Here is a 15,629-nt window from a genome sequence, read left to right as displayed (position 1 = left end):
CGTTCCCGGATGCCCGACGACGGAGCGCACCTTCCGCGCGAAGGGGGGCTCCGCCGTCGGGCAGGCCGGGAGAGCAGGTCCCCGGACCTGATGCACCACTGAACGACAGAACGAGCGAACGACTGAAAGAACACCAAGACTTCATCCATCAGACGACCACCGGCCCCCGGCCGGTGACACCACGAGAGGAGGCGCCTTGACCGGTCAGGACTGGATCGAGAAGGACTTCTACGCCGCGCTCGGCGTCCCCAAGGATGCCGACGACGCCGCGATCAAGAAGGCGTACCGCAAGCTGGCCCGCACCTACCACCCCGACCAGAACCAGGGTGACGCCAAGGCCGAGGCGAAGTTCAAGGAGATCGGCGAGGCCTACGCGGTCCTCTCCGACGCCGAGCAGCGCCAGCAGTACGACGCGATCCGTGCCATGGCCGGCGGGGGCGCCCGCTTCTCCGCAGGAGCCGGCGGACCCGCCGGCGGGGCCGGAGGCTTCGAGGACATCTTCGGCGGCATGTTCGGCGGCGGTGGTGGCGGAGGAGGCCGCGTGCGGTACTCCACGCAGACCGGTGGAGGCGGAGGCTTCGAGGACATCCTCGGGTCGATGTTCGGCGGCGGAGGAGCCCAGACGGGCTTCCGCCCCAACGCGGCCCGGCCGCAGCCCGGGGCCGACGTGCACTCGTCCGCGACGCTCGGGTTCCGGCCCGCCGTCGAGGGCGCGACCGTCACCGTCTCGACCGAAGGGCGCACCGTCACGGCCCGCATCCCGGCCGGGGTGCGCGACGGCCAGAAGATCCGCCTGCGCGGCAAGGGCCGCCCGGGCGTCGCGGGCGGCGCGCCCGGCGACCTGGTCATCACGGTGCACGTCACGCCGCACCCCGTGTTCTCGGTCGACGACAAGCACAACCTGCGGCTCACGGTCCCCGTGACGTTCGCCGAGGCCGCCCTCGGCGCGACCATCGAGGTCCCGACGCTCGACGGCAAGCCCGTCAAGGTCAAGGTCCCCGCGGGCACGCCGTCCGGCCGTACGCTGCGCGTCAAGGGCAAGGGCGTCCAGGCGGCCAAGGCCACGGGCGACCTGCTCGTCACGATCCAGGTCGTCGTGCCGCAGAAGCTCACGAAGGCCGCCAAGGAGGCGGTCGAGCAGCTCGCGGCCGCGACCGACGGCGAGAACGACGTGCGCTCCGACCTGTTCGGACGCGCCGCGGAGTAGCAGGAACCGAGCGCGACGAGGCCCGCGAGGGCCTCGCCGCGCTCCATCCCTCGAGAGCAGAATGGTGAGAGGAGGACGCATGGTCAGGAGAGATCCCGGAGCGGCGACGGCGCAGGTGCCGTTCAACGCGTACGACGACGCCCCCGTGCTCGCCATCTCGCAGGCCGCGGCGCTCGCCGGCATGCACCCGCAGACGCTGCGCCAGTACGACCGGCTGGGACTCGTGACCCCGCGCCGCACCATGGGGCGCGGGCGTCGGTACTCCCAGCGCGATGTCGCCAAGCTCCTCGAGGTCCAGCGGCTCTCCCAGGAGGAGGGCATCAACCTCGCGGGCATCCGTCGCATCCTCGCGCTCGAGGAGCAGGTCGACCAGCTCGAGTCCCGGCTCGACGCGCTCTCGGCACGCCTCGAGGGTGGACGGGTCTTCGCCGCCGGGGTCAGTGGTGACGTGGTCATGGTCCCGCGCGGCCGGCGGGTCCGACGGGGCAGTCCGGAGGACGCCGGGCGCGCCGTCGCAGGGCAGGGAACGGAGACCCGTGCGCTGGTGCTGTGGCGTCCTGGGCGCGGGGACTGAGCCACGTCAGGGTGCGTGCCGGAACGGGTGAAATACCAGCGGTCGGCAATTCCGTGGACATTTACGTGAGGTCTGCGTGACGTAAAAACGGCGGAATTCCGCCGAAGTGAGTGAGGCCTTGCTTCCTATACAAGGGCTGCGACGAGGAATACCGTGAAGGAAAAGCACGGTTGGACGTCCCGCCCCTTCGAGCAAGGAGAAGTCCCATGAGCAGCCTGATGGAGTTGCCCCAGGTCGTCGAGTGTTCGATCGACGGCTGCGGATACAACCACGAGCACGGGTGCCACGCCGGTGCCGTGACGATCGCCGCCCCCGGCGGCGAGGCCGAGTGCGCCACGTTCATCCCGCTCACGGCCAAGGGTGGCCTCGAGAAGGTCATCGCCCACGTCGGCGCCTGCCAGCGCGGGGAGTGCGCCCACAACGAGGCGCTCGAGTGCAACGCCTCCTCGATCCGCGTCGGAGCCGGCCCCCTGGGGGCCGACCACGCGGACTGCCTCACCTACGCTCCTCGCTGAGCGAGCCTGAACCCTCGCGCGGATCCCCCCTCTCGCGCGATTCCCCCTCGACGCCCCGCTCGTCCCTCGCCGGACGCCGGGGCGTCGAGGCGTCTACGGGACCTGGCGGCGCGTGCGCGATCCGTCGAGGGGCCAGGTCAGCGCCCGAGCGCCTGGAGCAACGACGTGGCTCCCGCGTGAGCCGTCGGGAGCGGCTCGACCCAGACGCGCGGAGGTCGTCGGAGCACGGCGGTCACGCCGTAGGAGAGCGCGGTGCGCTCGATCCGGTGCCGGAGCTCGGCGCGCAGCGGCTCGAGGTCCGCGCTGCGCTCGCACAGCGCGGCATAGACGCCCGCGCCGAGCGTCGCGACCGGATGGCCCGTACCGAAGACCTCGGTGAAGATCTTGCCCATCGCGGCTGCCCGGGCGATCCGCTGCCATCCGTCGAGCCGGTCGACCGCGACGTCCACGAGCAGCAGGCAGTGTGTGCGGGACGCGGGCCGGCCGCTGCGCTCGCCCGCACCGTACGTCTCGCGCAGGCGTTGCACGAGGTACTCGGGGGTGGCCAGACCCGACCGCGGGTCGGTCGTGAGCGGAACCAGGAGGCTCGGCTCGTTGCCCCGGACCCAACCGGTGCTCAGGGCGCGCAGGGTGTCGAGCCCGGGCTCGGTGCCCCAGGCGCGGAACAGGCATGCGAGATCGTCGATCGTCTCGCCCATGCTGATGCCGACGTGACCCCGAGCCTCACCGAGCCGGTCGGCGGCAGGCGCCGTAGGGAGCCCGTCCGTCAGAGCCTCGGCAAGAGCCTCCACCGCAGGGTGGTACCAGTCGCCGGGGCGCAGCCAGACGGAGTCCATGCTCGCCGCCTGCCACTCGGCGAGCAGCGAGTCGACGGCTGGCTGGGGGTAGCCAGGTCGTAGGTCCATACCGATGAGACCCCTCAGGCCGACACTCATGACGCGAAACCGACCGTGCATTTTGGTTTCATCCGCTCGGAGTCCTGGACCGTCCGCGAGAACCGTCGCGACGAGGAGTGGACAACCCGGGCAAACTGCCCGTGAGACGTTGAAAACACTGGGCTTCGTGACGTCTACTATGAGCGAGAGGAGCCTCAACTGCACGAGGCGCAGTCAGGGGCGAGGTAATGACCCAGGTCGAGACGTACGCGGACGGCGCGTCGACGAGCGACGCCGAGCTGATCACCGCCGTGCGCGGTGGCGACTACTCCGCGTTCGGTGCGCTCTACGAGCGGCACGCGGTTGCCGCTCGTACTGTGGCGCGCCAGTACGTCCACTCGTCCTCCGACGCGGACGACGTGGTCTCCGAGGCGTTCGCCAAGGTCCTCGGCATCCTGCAGACCGGCGGCGGGCCCGACGTCACGTTCCGGGCCTACCTCTTCACGGTCGTGCGCCGACTGTCGTACGACCTGGTCAACGGCGTCCGGCGCACCCAGCCCACCGACGACGTCGAGACCTTCGAGACCGCGTTCGGCCCCATGGCCTCGACCGAGGACCCGACGCTGCAGGGCTTCGAGCGGTCGATCGTGACCAAGGCCTACCAGGGCCTGCCCGAGCGCTGGCAGGCGGTGCTCTGGTACACCGAGGTCGAGGAGATGAACCCGGCCCAGATCGCGCCCTTGCTCGGGCTGTCGGCCAACGGGGTCTCCGCCCTCGCCTACCGTGCGCGCGAAGGACTGCGTCAGGCCTACCTCCAGCAGCACCTGACGGGCGCGACGAGCGAGGGGTGCGAGGTCGTCAACCCGCTGCTCGGCTCCTACGTCCGAGGCGGCCTGGCAAAGCGTGAGAACGCCAAGGTCGACGCTCACCTCGAGGGCTGCGGTGAGTGTCGTGCCCTGGTGCTCGAGCTCGGCGACGTCTCGCACGGCATGCGTGCGGTGATCGCGCCCCTGGTGTTCGGGGTCGCGGGGCTCGGGCTCGTCGGGCACGCACTGCCCCTCGCCGGTGGAGGTGCGGTCGCCGGCGGCGCGACCGGTGCCGGTGCCTCGGGAGGAGCCTCCGGAACGGCAGCGGGCACCTCCGGTGGTGGTGCGGCGGCCGGCGGCAGCGGTGCTGCGGGGGCGGCAGGAGGAGGAGCGACGGCGGCCGGTGCGGCCGGTGGATCCGCCGCAGCAGGCACGGGAGCGGGCGGGGTCGCGGGAGCGGCGGCCGCCGTCGGTGCGACCGGTGCCGCGGCCTCGGGGGCAACCGTCGCGGGCGCGACGGGCCTCGCCGCCTTCATCGCGGCGTCACCGCTGGTCGCAGCCGCGGTGGGCGTCGTGGCTGTCGCCGCCGTGGGCGTCGGCGTGATCGCCGCGAACGGCGGCTTCTCTTCCGACACCCCGCCCAGCGCGGACGCGAGCCCCGACCCGTCGCAGTCGCCGACCGACACGCCGTCCGGTTCTCCCACCACCACGCCCACGACGCCGAGTGCCGACCCCACGTCTCCTGCCAACCTGACCCCCCTCGAGGGGGACGCGGCCGGATCGACACCGACCACCTCGGGTGGCGCCGGCGGATCCGGAGCGGGGACCGGGACGGGGGCCGGAGGCGGTACCGGCGCGGGCGCCGGGAGCGATACCGGGAACGGGCAGACCTCCCCGGGGACGGTGAACCCGGTGGATCCCGTCGATCCCGTCGATCCTGTCGACCCGGTGGACCCCGCGCCGGCCTCGCTCGACCTGGCCTTCGCCCCGCTCCAGCTCGCTCCCCGTGACCCGGAGGACCTGACGCTCACGGCGTCGAACACCGGCGGGACGTCCGCCGAGGAGGTCGTCGTCGACGTCACGTTGCCGGCCAACGTCTCGGTCGTGAGCTCCGCGGTCGTCGCCGGGCGGGGAGTGGTGCCCGTCCTGAAGACCGCGGCGCTCCCGTGCGGCGCGTCCGTTCCCCAGGGGGACGGCACCTCGCTCGTGACCTGCTCGGTCGGCGTGCTGGCGCCGGGAGAGAAGAAGGAGCTCGTCGTCACGGTCCAGGCGTCACGAGGCGGGACGTACAGCTTCGGCGGCTCGGTCCACGGCAAGGGCCTCGCGCCGGTCAAGAAGACCTACGCGCCTTCTCCGGTGCAGTCCTACGGCGCCGAGGTGGACCTTGCGTCTCCCACCGTGGGAGAGGTGCTCAACCCCGGGGCTTCGGCGGTGCGGCTCACGGCTCGCAACACCGGCGACGTCGACGCCCAGGGGCTCACGTTCTCGGTGGGGAACCTCCCGTCGGGCAGCTCGGCCCGCGCCCTGACACCTGGATGGATCTGCGAGCCCGACGGATCGTCGGCGCGCTGCTCGGTGACCGGCGCAGGCGGACTCCCGGCGCCGGACGCGAGCGCGAGTGCGGGACCGGCCGTCGTGCTCGACGTGCAGCTGGTCGCCGACGGCGAGGCCGCGGCGTCCACGACCGGTCTGACGTTCGCGGCCTCGGCGAGCTCCGACGGGAGGTCGGTCCAGGACTCCGCGAGCGCGACGCTCCGGGTCGGCTCCCCGTGGGCCGGTGCGGAAGACACGATCCCCTCGGGGACCGGCGCGGTTTCCCAGTGCGTCGGCGTCGGCGCGAGCACGGCCTCGATCGCTCTCGCGGGTGTCACCAACACGACCGCGTACGACGACCTCCGGGTGCGTCTCGACGCCGTCGGCTCGACGTCTCCCGTCGTCGGGCTGACTCGTGGCGCGACGACCGACCTCCGGCTGGACGACGGCTACCGCTTCCCCGGGGGCTCGGCGACCCTGACCCTCGTGACCACCGTCGCAGGCGCCGAGTACACCCGTGAGGTCAAGGCGGGTGCCTTCGAGGCCCTCGACTGCTACCGGGTCCCGGACAGCGACTGGCTGGCCACCGCGACGGTCACCACGGAGAACGCGGGGGGCGCCGTCCGCCTCACCGGTTCCGCGACCAACACGTCGACGACCCCGCTCGACGTGCGGATGCTCGCTCCGGAAGGGCTGGGGGACGTCAAGCCGTCGGACGAGCTCACGCTCGCGCCAGGCGCGACGGGCACGTTCACGATCGACACCGGGCGCACGGAGATCGCGGCCGGGAAGGTCACCTTCCACCAGAGCCGCCGGGTCGAGGACGTCGACCCGGGTGACGCCAAGACGTACACGCACACCACGGCTGCTGAGCTCGCGAAGGCGGTGATCGCTCCGAAGGTCTCGCAGCCGTCGCTGGGTGCGTGTCGTTTCGATCCGGTGACGCGGGCGTCGGTGTTCGACGTGGTGCTCGGGTTCGACAACTCGGGTTCGACGCTCCCGGTGGTGTTCGGGGTCGTGGGGCACGAGGGCGCGCGCACGGAGGTGGGCGCGGGCGAGAAGGTGAGCGTGACGGCGTCGGGCCTGGTGCAAGGGTTGGGGGCGCACGAGCTCACGGTGGCGACCGATGGTCGCTCGGCGGGTTCGTTCACCGTCCAGGGTGAGAGCTGCTACGTGCCGTCGTGGTCGAAGGAGTTCTCGGTCGCGTCGCAGAACGTGGGTGGTGCCGTCCGGCTCGTGGGGACGTTGACCAACACGACGGCCGAGGCCATGGACGTGCGCATGCTCGCTCCGGCGGGCCTGGGCGACGCCAAGGACTCGGACAAGCTCACGCTCGCGCCGGGTGCCACGGGCACGTTCACGATCGACACGGGCAGGGCCCAGGTCCCGGCGGGCGAGGTCACCTTCCGCCAGTACCGCTGGGTCACCGAGGTCGGCGCACCGGGCAAGGGGTTCACGCAGAACCAGCCCGTACCGTTCGCCGCCGCGTCGCTCGCCCCGAAGAGCCTCCCACCCGTCGTCGGCCAGTGCGTGTTCGACCCGGACGCGCACGCCTCGTCGGCCCCCGTGACCCTCACGTTCGACAACTCGGGCTCGACGCTCCCCGTGCAGTTCACCGTGGCGGGTCGCGACGACCTCGCCCGGACGGTCGCCGCCGGGCAGACCGAGACGGTCCGGACGAGCGTCGGTGCCCAGGGCGCGACGTTCACCGTCCTGGCCGACGGCGTCCAGGTCGCGAACCACGCCGTGCCGGGAGTGTCCTGCTACGTGCCCGACTGGACGGTCAAGGCCTCCGCGACCTCCGCGGTCGTCGACCGCACGGTCCGCCTGACGGGCCGCCTGACCAACTCCTCGAACGAGTCGATGCAGGTCTCGATGGCCACCCCGTACGGCACCGCCGGTGCGCCGGTCACGGTCGAGCCAGGGGCCACGGCCACGTTCACGCAGGACACGGGCAAGACCGAGGTCCCCGCGGGGAAGGTCGAGCTCCGGCAGTCGCGCACGGTCGACGGCAAGGAGCACACCAGCACCGTCACCGCAGGCTACGAGGCGGCACGCTACGTCCCGGTCGTGGTCAGCCCCGTCGTCGGTGCACCCACGGTCGGCGCGTGCTGGTTCGAGGACAACGAGCAGCGCTCCTACCAGCCCGTCACGTTCGTGTACGACAACACCGCGTCGACCCAGGCCGTGACGTTCCACATCGAGGGTTCGGCCGCAGTCGTCCGCGACTCGACCCGCACCGTGCAGCCCGGGACGAGCATCCAGGTCAAGGCGCCCAGCGCGGGCGAGGGCGGCGCGACCTACCGCGTCGTGACCGACGCGGGGACGTCGTGGACCTTCCAGGTCGCCGGGAAGTCGTGCCTGCCCGCCTGGCAGTACGGCCAGTTCTACGTCAAGGGCGACCGCGTCGTGAGCCACGGCACCAACTACGTCGCGACGGTCTCCCACCTCTCGCTCTTCACGCCGCACACCCTCCTGGGGAGCGCGACGTGGGACGCGGAGTAGACAGTCAGTCGCGCGGTCGCGCAGCCTGGGGCTCACCGGCCACCGGGACCGCGAGCGGTGCCAGGTGGTAGGACGCCAGGTCGGTCGCGGTCGTCGGTGCTCGCCCGTCGCCGAACGGTGAACCACCGAGCGACTCGCGCCCGTGCGGGGTCAGCCATCCCGACAGGTCCGGGCCGTCGGGCACGATCCCGCTCGGGTTGAGCTGGGTGTGCACGCGGTAGTAGTGGTGCTTGATGTGGTCGAAGTTCACGGTGTCCCCGAACCCCGGCGTCTGGAACAGGTCCCGCACGTACGCCCACAGGACGCGGTCCTCGGTGATCTTGTTGCGGTTGGTCTTGAAGTGTCCGTGGTACACCGCGTCGAAGCGCACGAGCGTCGTGAAGAGCCGGACGTCGGCCTCGGTGAGGTGGTCGCCCACCAGGTAGCGGCGCTCCGACAACCGGTCGGACAACCAGTCGAGCCGTTCGAAGAGGATCCCGAACGCCGTGTCGTACTTCTCCTGCGAGTCCGCGAACCCGGCCCGGTAGACCCCGTTGTTGACGTCGAGGTAGACCTTCTCGGCGATGTCGTCGATCTCGTCACGCCACGCCTCGGGGTACAGGTCCGGGGCGCCCGGTCGGTGGTAGGCGGTCCACTCGGTCGACAGGTCGAGCGTGATCTGCGGGTAGTCGTTGGTGACGAGCAGCCGGGACGGGACGTCGACGATCGCCGGCACGCTCACCCCGCCGTCGTCCTCGGGGTCGCGCGCGAGGTAGTGCTCGGCGAGGAAGTGCGACCCGAGCTCGGGGTCGATCCCGTCCCGGTCGAGCGTGAAGCGCCACGACCGCGAGTCCTGGATCGGGTCGACGATCCCCAGCGAGATCGCGCCCTCGAGCCCCAGCAGTCGCCGCACGATGATCGACCGGTGCGCCCACGGGCACGCGAGGCTCGCGACGAGCCGGTAGCGGCCGGGCTCGACGGGCCACCGGCCCTCGGCGTCGCCCTGGCCGCCGGGCTGCGAGGTGCTGCTCGCTGCGATCCGGTCGGTGAAGTGCGGGCCGCGGCGCTTCCAGCCGCGCGGGACGGGGTTCGATCCGGTCGCGTCGCTCATGCTCCGAACCTACGTCGCCGCCCGGTCGGACGCAGCGATCCGGGTCACGAGGCGGGTGTGACGTCCGTCCTGACGGGGCGCAGCCGGGACCCGACCACCCGGGACGTGCCGTCGTCGTGCACCTCGACGAGGACCGTGACCGTCTGGGAGACCGTCCACCCCGTCAGGCGCGCCCCGGCCGGGACGGTGCCGATCGTCCCGGTCGTGGGCGTCGGCGCCGTCCACCCGCCCGTGAGCACGACGCTCTGCGTGCACTCGACCGAGGCCATCGCGAAGATCCCCCGGGTGGACGAGGCCCAGGCCGGGGCGGGCTCCTCGAGCGTGCACGCGCGCTGCTCGGTCCCGGCGTCGGGCGAGAGGTCGGGCAGCGGGAAGCCCTGGGCGTGCGCGGTCGCGAGCTGGTCGGCGTCGGTCACGTCGAGCGTGCGGGCGGCCTGCCCGGTGCTCGCGTACGCGACCACGTCCTGGAGGGCGAGGTCGCCGCGGGCGCGCGCGTCGTCGTCGGGCACGACGGCGGAGCCGCCCGCGAGCGCGGGCTGCGGCAGGGCCGCGGCCGGGTCGGACGTCAGACGGTAGGTCAGGAGCCAGGGGGCGCCCTCGCCCGTGCGCGTGAAGAACGTCGACTCGACGTACTCGCCCGTGCTGGAGCCCACCGCCGTGTCGCCCGGCGCGCTCAGCGAGTAGAACCAGTCCGCGGTTCCCTGCTCCGGAGCGGCGAGAGTGCCCGCGGCCGAGGTGTAGGGCGCGACGGGAGCGGCGCCCTGCGCGGTCTGCGCGGCATAGGCGAACGTCGAGGCGCGCAGGCTCGGCCCCGTCTCGAGGAGCGCGAGGGCAGCCGCGTCCCGGGCCGCGTTCGCGGTGTTCCGTGCCGAGGTGAGTCCCGCGAAGAGCGCGTCGGCCTCGGCGCGGGTCGTGACGGGTTGACGCACGGGGACCGAGGGCGCGGCCGGTGCCGCGGTGGCTCCGGTGCACCCCGTCAGGAGCGCGAGCACGACGCCTGCGCCGAGGAGGCTGACGGAGCGTCGGGCGGGCGGCGGGAGCACGGGCACGGCGGAGAGGACCTCGCGGGGACGGAACGGATGAACCGGTCCATCCAACCCCGGCCGAGCGCCCCGACCAAACCGGCCCGTGACCTCCGTGTGGCTCCGCGCGCAGGAGCCGTGCTGCCGGGTCGCGCCGATCCCCCCACGGAATCACGTGCGCCCGACCCGGCACCACCAGTCCTCAGGCAGCGTCCCCCGAGCCGCTGAGGACGACGTGGGTCTGCGGGTCGAACCGGTAGCCGAGCCCGCGGACGGTCGTGATGACGTGCTGGAGGCCGAGCTTCTCGCGCAGCCGTCGGACGTGGACGTCGATCGTGCGGCTGCCGTCGCGCACCGCGTCGGCTCCCCAGACCGTCGACAGGAGCTCCTCGCGGGTCACGACGCGGTGCGCCGAGCGGTAGAGGTGCGACAGGAGCTCGAACTCCTTGTACGTGAGGCGCTGGACCGAGCCGTCGACCGTGACCCGCCGACCGACGGGGTCGATCACCACACGCGGGAACGGTGAGAGCGCCGCGAGGCGGTCGCGGAACGCGTTGACGTCGCCGAGCGGCGCCAGGTCCGGGGCCGGGGTGGGGATCTCGGCGCGGCGGGCCGCGCTGCGCCCGCGCACCTTGCGTCGGCCGTGGTCGACGAGCGGCTCGTGCGAGTCGGTCGCGGGCTCGGAGAGGGTCAGGGCCGTGTAGGTCTCGGCGGCCGGCAGCCATTCACGGGCGAGCTCGCCGAGGGCCTCGGCGAGCTCGACGAGCTCGGCCTGCGGGTGCTCGCCCGACGCCGCGTCGACCCCGACGTACAGGACGAACCCGGGGTGGTTGCGACGGTGTGCTGCGTGGGGCTGGGCGGACTTCTGGGTCAGCGTGGTCATGCGAGGCTCCAGGGGTCTTCCCGCTCGACGGCGGGGAGCCGGAGCGGCGCCGACGAGGGTCGGCAGGGTTGTCAGAGGGCTGAGCGAGTCAGGCCGGACAACAGACGCAGGAGGACATGCTGACGCTCGGGCGCCGGGTGGCGCCGCGGAAGCTCAGCGAGGGGATCACCAGGTGAGCATGGCAGCGACGTCGGGGGTCGCCAAGGGGGAGAGCCGAGAATCTCACAAGGTGAGACGCAAAAATGGGACGGACGTGATGTCGTCGGGCACCGCGGCGCAGGACGGGGCCCCCGGGTCCTCCCGGCGACCCCGCTCCGTGCGTACGGACGGTTCGGTCAGACAACCCCGTACAGGCGGTCGCCCGCGTCGCCCAGGCCGGGCACGATGTACGCCTTCTCGTTGAGACGCTCGTCCACCGCGGCCACGACGAGCTGGACGTCGACCCGGTCGCCGATCGCCTTCTCGAGGACCTCGATGCCCTCCGGGGCCGCGAGCAGGCACACTGCCGTCACGTCGCGGGCGCCGCGCTCGAACACGTAGTCGATCGCCGCGACGAGCGTCCCGCCGGTCGCGAGCATGGGGTCGAGCAGGAACACGTGGCGACCCGTCAGGTCGTCCGGGAGGCGGTTGGCGTACGTGACGGCCTCGAGCGTCTCCTCGTCGCGCTGCATCCCCAGGAAGCCCACCTCCGCGGTGGGCAGCAGGCGGGTCATGCCCTCGAGCATCCCCAGGCCCGCGCGCAGGATGGGGACGACGAGCGGGCGGGGCTCGGCGATGCGGACCCCGACCGTCGTGGTGACCGGGGTCTGGACCTCGTGGGGCTCGACCCGGACGTCCCGCGTCGCCTCGTAGGCCAGCAGGGTCACGAGCTCGTCCACCAGGAGGCGGAAGGTCGGGGAGGCGGTGTCCTTGTTGCGAAGGACGGTGAGCTTGTGGGCGACCAGCGGGTGGTCGGCGACGTGCAGGCGCATGGTTCGAGGGTACCGCCCGGTAGCCTCGGGAGCATGGTCCCCGACGACGTCGCCCCCACCGCAGAGCCCGGCCCGGGAACGCCCGGCCCCGTGGGGCTCGACCTCCCCTGGGCGACCGGCACGTTCCCACCCGACACGGTCGCGGCCCGTCGTGCCGTCTGGGACGAGCTCATGGGGCTCGCGCTGCACGAGGCGACCCACGCCCTCGCGTCGGGCGACGTGCCCATCGGGGCGCTCGTCGTCGGGCCCGACGGGCGTCTGCTCGGCCTCGGCCGCAACCGGCGCGAGGAGATCGGCGACCCCACGGCCCACGCCGAGGTCCTCGCTCTGCGCCAGGCCGCCGCGACGCTCGGCTCGTGGCGCCTCGAGGGGTGCACCCTCGTCGTGACGCTCGAGCCGTGCGCCATGTGCGCGGGAGCGACCACGCTCGCTCGGGTCGAGCGCCTGGTGCTGGGCGCGTGGGACCCCAAGGCGGGCGCGTGCGGCTCGGTGTGGGACATCGTGCGCGACCGCCGGAACCCCCACCGCGTCGAGGTGGTCGGCGGCATCCGCGACGTCGAGTGCGGCGATCTCATCCGGGAGTTCTTCGAGACCCAGCGCTGACGGTCCGGCGCCGCCGGCGCCGGCGTCGTCCGGGCACCGCAGCGCTCACCGAGCCGACGCAGGGCATCGGGAGCGGAGCGACGAACGCCTTCCCGAGCGACCTCCAGGACCCGGGGCTCTACGACGACGACATGGTCTCGGCGGTCGAGCTCCTGGACGTCGTCGGTCTGCAGGGATATCGACCGTTCGCCGAGGAGTGGGTCACCAGGTCAGAGCCTGTCCGCGAGCTCCTCGAGGGTCTCGGACACCCCGGCCTCGAGCTTGATCGTGGCGAGCGGGTCTCCCCGGGTCGCGCCGCGGTTGACGATCACGACGGGCTTGTCGGTCTTCACGGCATGCTTGACGAACCGCAGGCCGCTCATCACGGTCAGGGACGAGCCCGCGACGAGCAGCGCGTCGGCGGCGTCGACCATGGCGTAGGCCCGCTCGACCCGCTCGCGCGGCACGTTCTCACCGAAGTACACGATCTCCGGCTTGAGCATGCCGCCGCAGAACTCGCAGGCCGCGGGCACGAAGTGGGCGGTCGACTCGATGACCGCGTCCGCGTCGGGGGCGGTCTCGACGTCCTCGAGGTCGCCGATGCTCTCGAGGAAGTGGGGGTTGAGCTCGGTGAGGCGTTCGGCCAGGTGCTCGCGCGAGACGACGCGCGAGCACGACAGGCAGATCACGCGGTCGTAGCGCCCGTGCAGGTCGATCACGTTGCGCGAGCCCGCGTCCTCGTGGAGCAGGTCGACGTTCTGCGTGATGATCCCTTCGAGGATGCCGCGCTCCTCGAGCCGGACGAGGGCCTTGTGCCCGCCGTTGGGGTGCGTGCGGTGCACCCGCTGCCAGCCGACGTGGTTCCGGGCCCAGTAGTGACGACGGAACGCCTCGTCCCCGACGAACTGCTGGTACGTCATGGGGTTGCGCGGGGGAGAGTCGGGGCCGCGGTAGTCGGGGATGCCCGAGTCGGTCGAGATGCCCGCGCCCGTCAGGGCGGTCAGCCGCTTGCCGCGCAGGAGGTGCAGGACGTCGTCGGTCGTCGGGGTCGTGTCAGGGGTCTCCGATAGCACCGTTCGAGCGTACGACGTGCGCCCGGAGACCGGGTGAATCTCCCGGACGGGCCTCGGTGGCGCGGCGTGTCACACACCCGTTCATAGGGCAAAAAGGACATCGACGGGACCGGTAAGAAAGTTATTGGTTAAGGGTCTTGGCAAAGGTTCTCAGCGCGGCTAATGTGCGAGGCGTCCGAACAAAGTTCCGGGCGTGCCCGGAGGAGAGCAACGAGGCCCTTCATGCAAGACACACCCACGCGCCGGCTCGCGCCGGTGGCGATCGCCGCAGCAGCGGTGCTCGCGGCATCCGTCCTGGTGGCCCCCGCTGCCCAGGCGGTCGCGCCCCAGTCCGTCGCTTCTGCCAAGCCCGCTGCGACGTCCGCAGGCCCCGACGACATCAACGGCTACCGCAGCGTCGGCTACCTCATGGCCGACAGCCCCGTCACGCGCGACTTCCACGTCGCGAACCTCGTGTCCTCGGGCGCGATCAAGGACCTGACCCACCTCAACTACGCGTTCGGCAACGTCACGACGGACCTCGTGTGCGACATCACGCAGGAGCCCGGCGAGGGCGACGCGCAGAACGACTTCCTGCGGCTCGTCCCCGCCAAGAACTCCGTCGACGGCAAGGCCGACAAGCCCGGCCAGGCGCTCGCGGGCAACTTCAACCAGCTCCGCAAGCTCAAGGCGGTCAGCCCGGACACCAAGATCCTCGTGTCGCTGGGTGGTTGGACCTGGTCGGACAACTTCTCCGAGGCGGCCTCGACGGCCGAGGGGCGCACCAGGCTCGTGAACTCGTGCCTCGACATCTACATCAAGGGCAACCTGCCCCAGATCGGTGACAAGGGTGGCCCGGGCGCCGCGGCCGGCATCTTCGACGGCATCGACATCGACTGGGAGTGGCCCGTCACGGGTGGCGAGACCGCGAACGCGCGCCCCGAGGACAAGGAGAACTTCCTGCTCCTCATGGAGGAGTTCCGCTCCTCGCTCGACGCGCTGGGCGAGCAGGACGGCGAGGACTACCTGCTCACGGCGTTCGCGCCGGCGGGCGGCTGGAACGCGGGCCAGGGCGGCTGGCTCGACAAGCGCTTCTTCGCGTCGGTCGACTTCCTCAACGTCCAGGGCTACGACTTCCACGGCGGCTGGGTCCCGAACAAGACCGGGCACCAGGGCAACCTGCACCCCGACGGCGCCGAGAACTGGGGCCTTGGCCTCGACGGCGCCATGGGCATGTACGTCAACGCAGGGGCGGACCCCCAGCAGCTCAACGCGGGTCTCGCGGCGTACGGCCACGGCTGGTACGGCGTCGAGGACGGCAGCGCGGGCTGGAAGCCGGCCGAGGGCTACGTCGGCACCAAGACGTACGCCGAGCTGCGCACGTTCGGCAAGGCGTTCTTCGACCCGACGATCGGTGCCTCGTGGCGCTACGACGGCGACCAGTGGTGGAGCTTCGACGACCCGGCCTCGGTCAACGCGAAGGCCGAGTGGCTCGCGGTCGAGGGTTACGGCGGGGCCATGTGGTGGGACCTCAGCGGTGACCACAAGAACGAGCTCGGCGGGACGCTCGGCTCGACCCTGCGGGCCTCGACCCCCGGACCCGGGGTCGACGCGCAGTGCGCCGCACCGTGGTTCGCCTCGGGCGTCTACACCTCGGGCGACGTGGTCTCGCACGACGGCGCCGAGTACAAGGCCAGGTGGTGGACCCGCGGCACGGCTCCGGCCGCGACCTCGGGCAGCCCGTGGCAGAAGATCGGCCCGTGCGGCACGGCCCCCGTGGTCGAGGTCGTCACGTGCGCACCGGCGTTCTCGCTCGAGGCGACCTACACGGGCGGCGCCGTCGTCTCTCGTGCGGGCGTCAACCACACCGCCCAGTGGTGGACCCGTGGCGAGGTGCCCGGGAGCAACGTCTGGGGTGCGTGGGACGCAGGTCAGCCCTGCTCGGCCTGACCTGCGTGACGGCGGTCTGACCGCCGCTCTGCACCGCAGCACCGCGTCGTGGGCCGTTCCGTGA

At 72.1% G+C, this 15,629-nt stretch carries 12 protein-coding genes; 6 read left to right on the top strand and 6 right to left on the bottom strand.

Annotated elements, in window-relative coordinates; translation table 11 throughout:
• Positions 1–196 precede the first annotated feature (196 nt).
• From ACFWFR_RS10490 to ACFWFR_RS10480, 3 genes are all read left to right on the top strand, one after another.
• Positions 197–1,207, top strand: a complete 1,011-nt coding sequence (locus tag ACFWFR_RS10490; protein ID WP_191805352.1) for a DnaJ C-terminal domain-containing protein — start codon at positions 197–199, stop codon at positions 1,205–1,207.
• A 79-nt stretch (positions 1,208–1,286) separates the two neighbouring features.
• A complete protein-coding gene (locus ACFWFR_RS10485) occupies positions 1,287–1,781 on the top strand; it encodes a heat shock protein transcriptional repressor HspR (RefSeq protein ID WP_377622895.1) in 495 nt (164 codons plus the stop codon).
• 206 nt (positions 1,782–1,987) lie between these two features.
• Positions 1,988–2,296 (top strand): DUF1540 domain-containing protein, encoded by a 309-nt coding sequence (locus ACFWFR_RS10480; protein WP_377622893.1) that lies wholly within the window; start codon positions 1,988–1,990, stop codon positions 2,294–2,296.
• Positions 2,297–2,433: 137 nt separating this feature from the next.
• On the opposite strand, the gene ACFWFR_RS10475 is transcribed toward ACFWFR_RS10480, so the two are convergent.
• A complete protein-coding gene (locus ACFWFR_RS10475; RefSeq protein WP_191805349.1) occupies positions 2,434–3,201 on the bottom strand; it encodes a hypothetical protein in 768 nt (255 codons plus the stop codon).
• 218 nt (positions 3,202–3,419) lie between these two features.
• Here ACFWFR_RS10475 and ACFWFR_RS10470 point away from each other — a divergent pair, with 218 nt between their 5' ends.
• Complete coding sequence (locus tag ACFWFR_RS10470; protein ID WP_377622891.1) at positions 3,420–8,015, top strand: sigma-70 family RNA polymerase sigma factor; 4,596 nt, start codon at positions 3,420–3,422, stop codon at positions 8,013–8,015.
• A gap of 4 nt (positions 8,016–8,019) precedes the next feature.
• Here ACFWFR_RS10470 and ACFWFR_RS10465 read toward each other — a convergent pair whose 3' ends face one another.
• From ACFWFR_RS10465 to upp, 4 genes are all read right to left on the bottom strand, one after another.
• The gene (locus ACFWFR_RS10465; protein ID WP_377622889.1) at positions 8,020–9,105 is read right to left on the bottom strand and encodes a glutathione S-transferase family protein; all 1,086 of its coding nucleotides are present in this window, start codon (positions 9,103–9,105) and stop codon (positions 8,020–8,022) included.
• A 44-nt stretch (positions 9,106–9,149) separates the two neighbouring features.
• Positions 9,150–10,154: a hypothetical protein gene (locus ACFWFR_RS10460; RefSeq protein WP_377622887.1), complete on the bottom strand. Its 1,005-nt coding sequence runs from the start codon at positions 10,152–10,154 to the stop codon at positions 9,150–9,152.
• 175 nt (positions 10,155–10,329) lie between these two features.
• Positions 10,330–11,010 carry a winged helix-turn-helix domain-containing protein gene (locus tag ACFWFR_RS10455; protein WP_377615188.1) on the bottom strand — a complete coding sequence of 227 codons (681 nt, stop codon included), beginning with the start codon at positions 11,008–11,010 and terminating at the stop codon, positions 10,330–10,332.
• 335 nt (positions 11,011–11,345) lie between these two features.
• On the bottom strand, positions 11,346–11,981 hold the full coding sequence (gene upp / locus ACFWFR_RS10450) for a uracil phosphoribosyltransferase (protein WP_191805344.1): 636 nt from the start codon (positions 11,979–11,981) through the stop codon (positions 11,346–11,348).
• 171 nt (positions 11,982–12,152) lie between these two features.
• Between upp and ACFWFR_RS10445 the strand changes: the two genes are divergently transcribed.
• Entirely contained in the window at positions 12,153–12,584 is a 432-nt protein-coding gene (locus ACFWFR_RS10445) for a nucleoside deaminase (RefSeq protein ID WP_191805364.1), read from the top strand.
• Between the two features lie 209 nt (positions 12,585–12,793).
• Here ACFWFR_RS10445 and ACFWFR_RS10440 read toward each other — a convergent pair whose 3' ends face one another.
• Positions 12,794–13,636 carry an NAD-dependent protein deacetylase gene (locus ACFWFR_RS10440; RefSeq protein WP_191805341.1) on the bottom strand — a complete coding sequence of 281 codons (843 nt, stop codon included), beginning with the start codon at positions 13,634–13,636 and terminating at the stop codon, positions 12,794–12,796.
• Between the two features lie 222 nt (positions 13,637–13,858).
• On the opposite strand from ACFWFR_RS10440, the gene ACFWFR_RS10435 reads away from it, so the two are divergent.
• The gene (locus tag ACFWFR_RS10435; protein WP_377622884.1) at positions 13,859–15,565 is read left to right on the top strand and encodes a glycosyl hydrolase family 18 protein; all 1,707 of its coding nucleotides are present in this window, start codon (positions 13,859–13,861) and stop codon (positions 15,563–15,565) included.
• Positions 15,566–15,629: the final 64 nt, after the last annotated feature.

The organism is Oerskovia sp. NPDC060287, from assembly GCF_042726775.1.
In the GTDB taxonomy this organism is placed as follows: Bacteria; Actinomycetota; Actinomycetes; order Actinomycetales; family Cellulomonadaceae; genus Oerskovia; species Oerskovia merdavium.
The sequence above is the reverse complement of the archived record's forward strand: the minus strand, read 5'-3'. Positions and strand labels throughout refer to the sequence as shown.

Coding starts and splice junctions, on each gene's coding strand:
- ACFWFR_RS10435 (WP_377622884.1), top strand. CDS start 13,859: ATGCAAGACACACCCACGCGCCGGCTCGCGCCGGTGGCGATCGCCGCA.
- ACFWFR_RS10455 (WP_377615188.1), bottom strand. CDS start 11,010: ATGACCACGCTGACCCAGAAGTCCGCCCAGCCCCACGCAGCACACCGT.
- ACFWFR_RS10470 (WP_377622891.1), top strand. CDS start 3,420: ATGACCCAGGTCGAGACGTACGCGGACGGCGCGTCGACGAGCGACGCC.
- ACFWFR_RS10445 (WP_191805364.1), top strand. CDS start 12,153: ATGGGGCTCGCGCTGCACGAGGCGACCCACGCCCTCGCGTCGGGCGAC.
- ACFWFR_RS10480 (WP_377622893.1), top strand. CDS start 1,988: ATGAGCAGCCTGATGGAGTTGCCCCAGGTCGTCGAGTGTTCGATCGAC.
- ACFWFR_RS10475 (WP_191805349.1), bottom strand. CDS start 3,201: ATGGACCTACGACCTGGCTACCCCCAGCCAGCCGTCGACTCGCTGCTC.
- upp (WP_191805344.1), bottom strand. CDS start 11,981: ATGCGCCTGCACGTCGCCGACCACCCGCTGGTCGCCCACAAGCTCACC.
- ACFWFR_RS10485 (WP_377622895.1), top strand. CDS start 1,287: ATGGTCAGGAGAGATCCCGGAGCGGCGACGGCGCAGGTGCCGTTCAAC.
- ACFWFR_RS10465 (WP_377622889.1), bottom strand. CDS start 9,105: ATGAGCGACGCGACCGGATCGAACCCCGTCCCGCGCGGCTGGAAGCGC.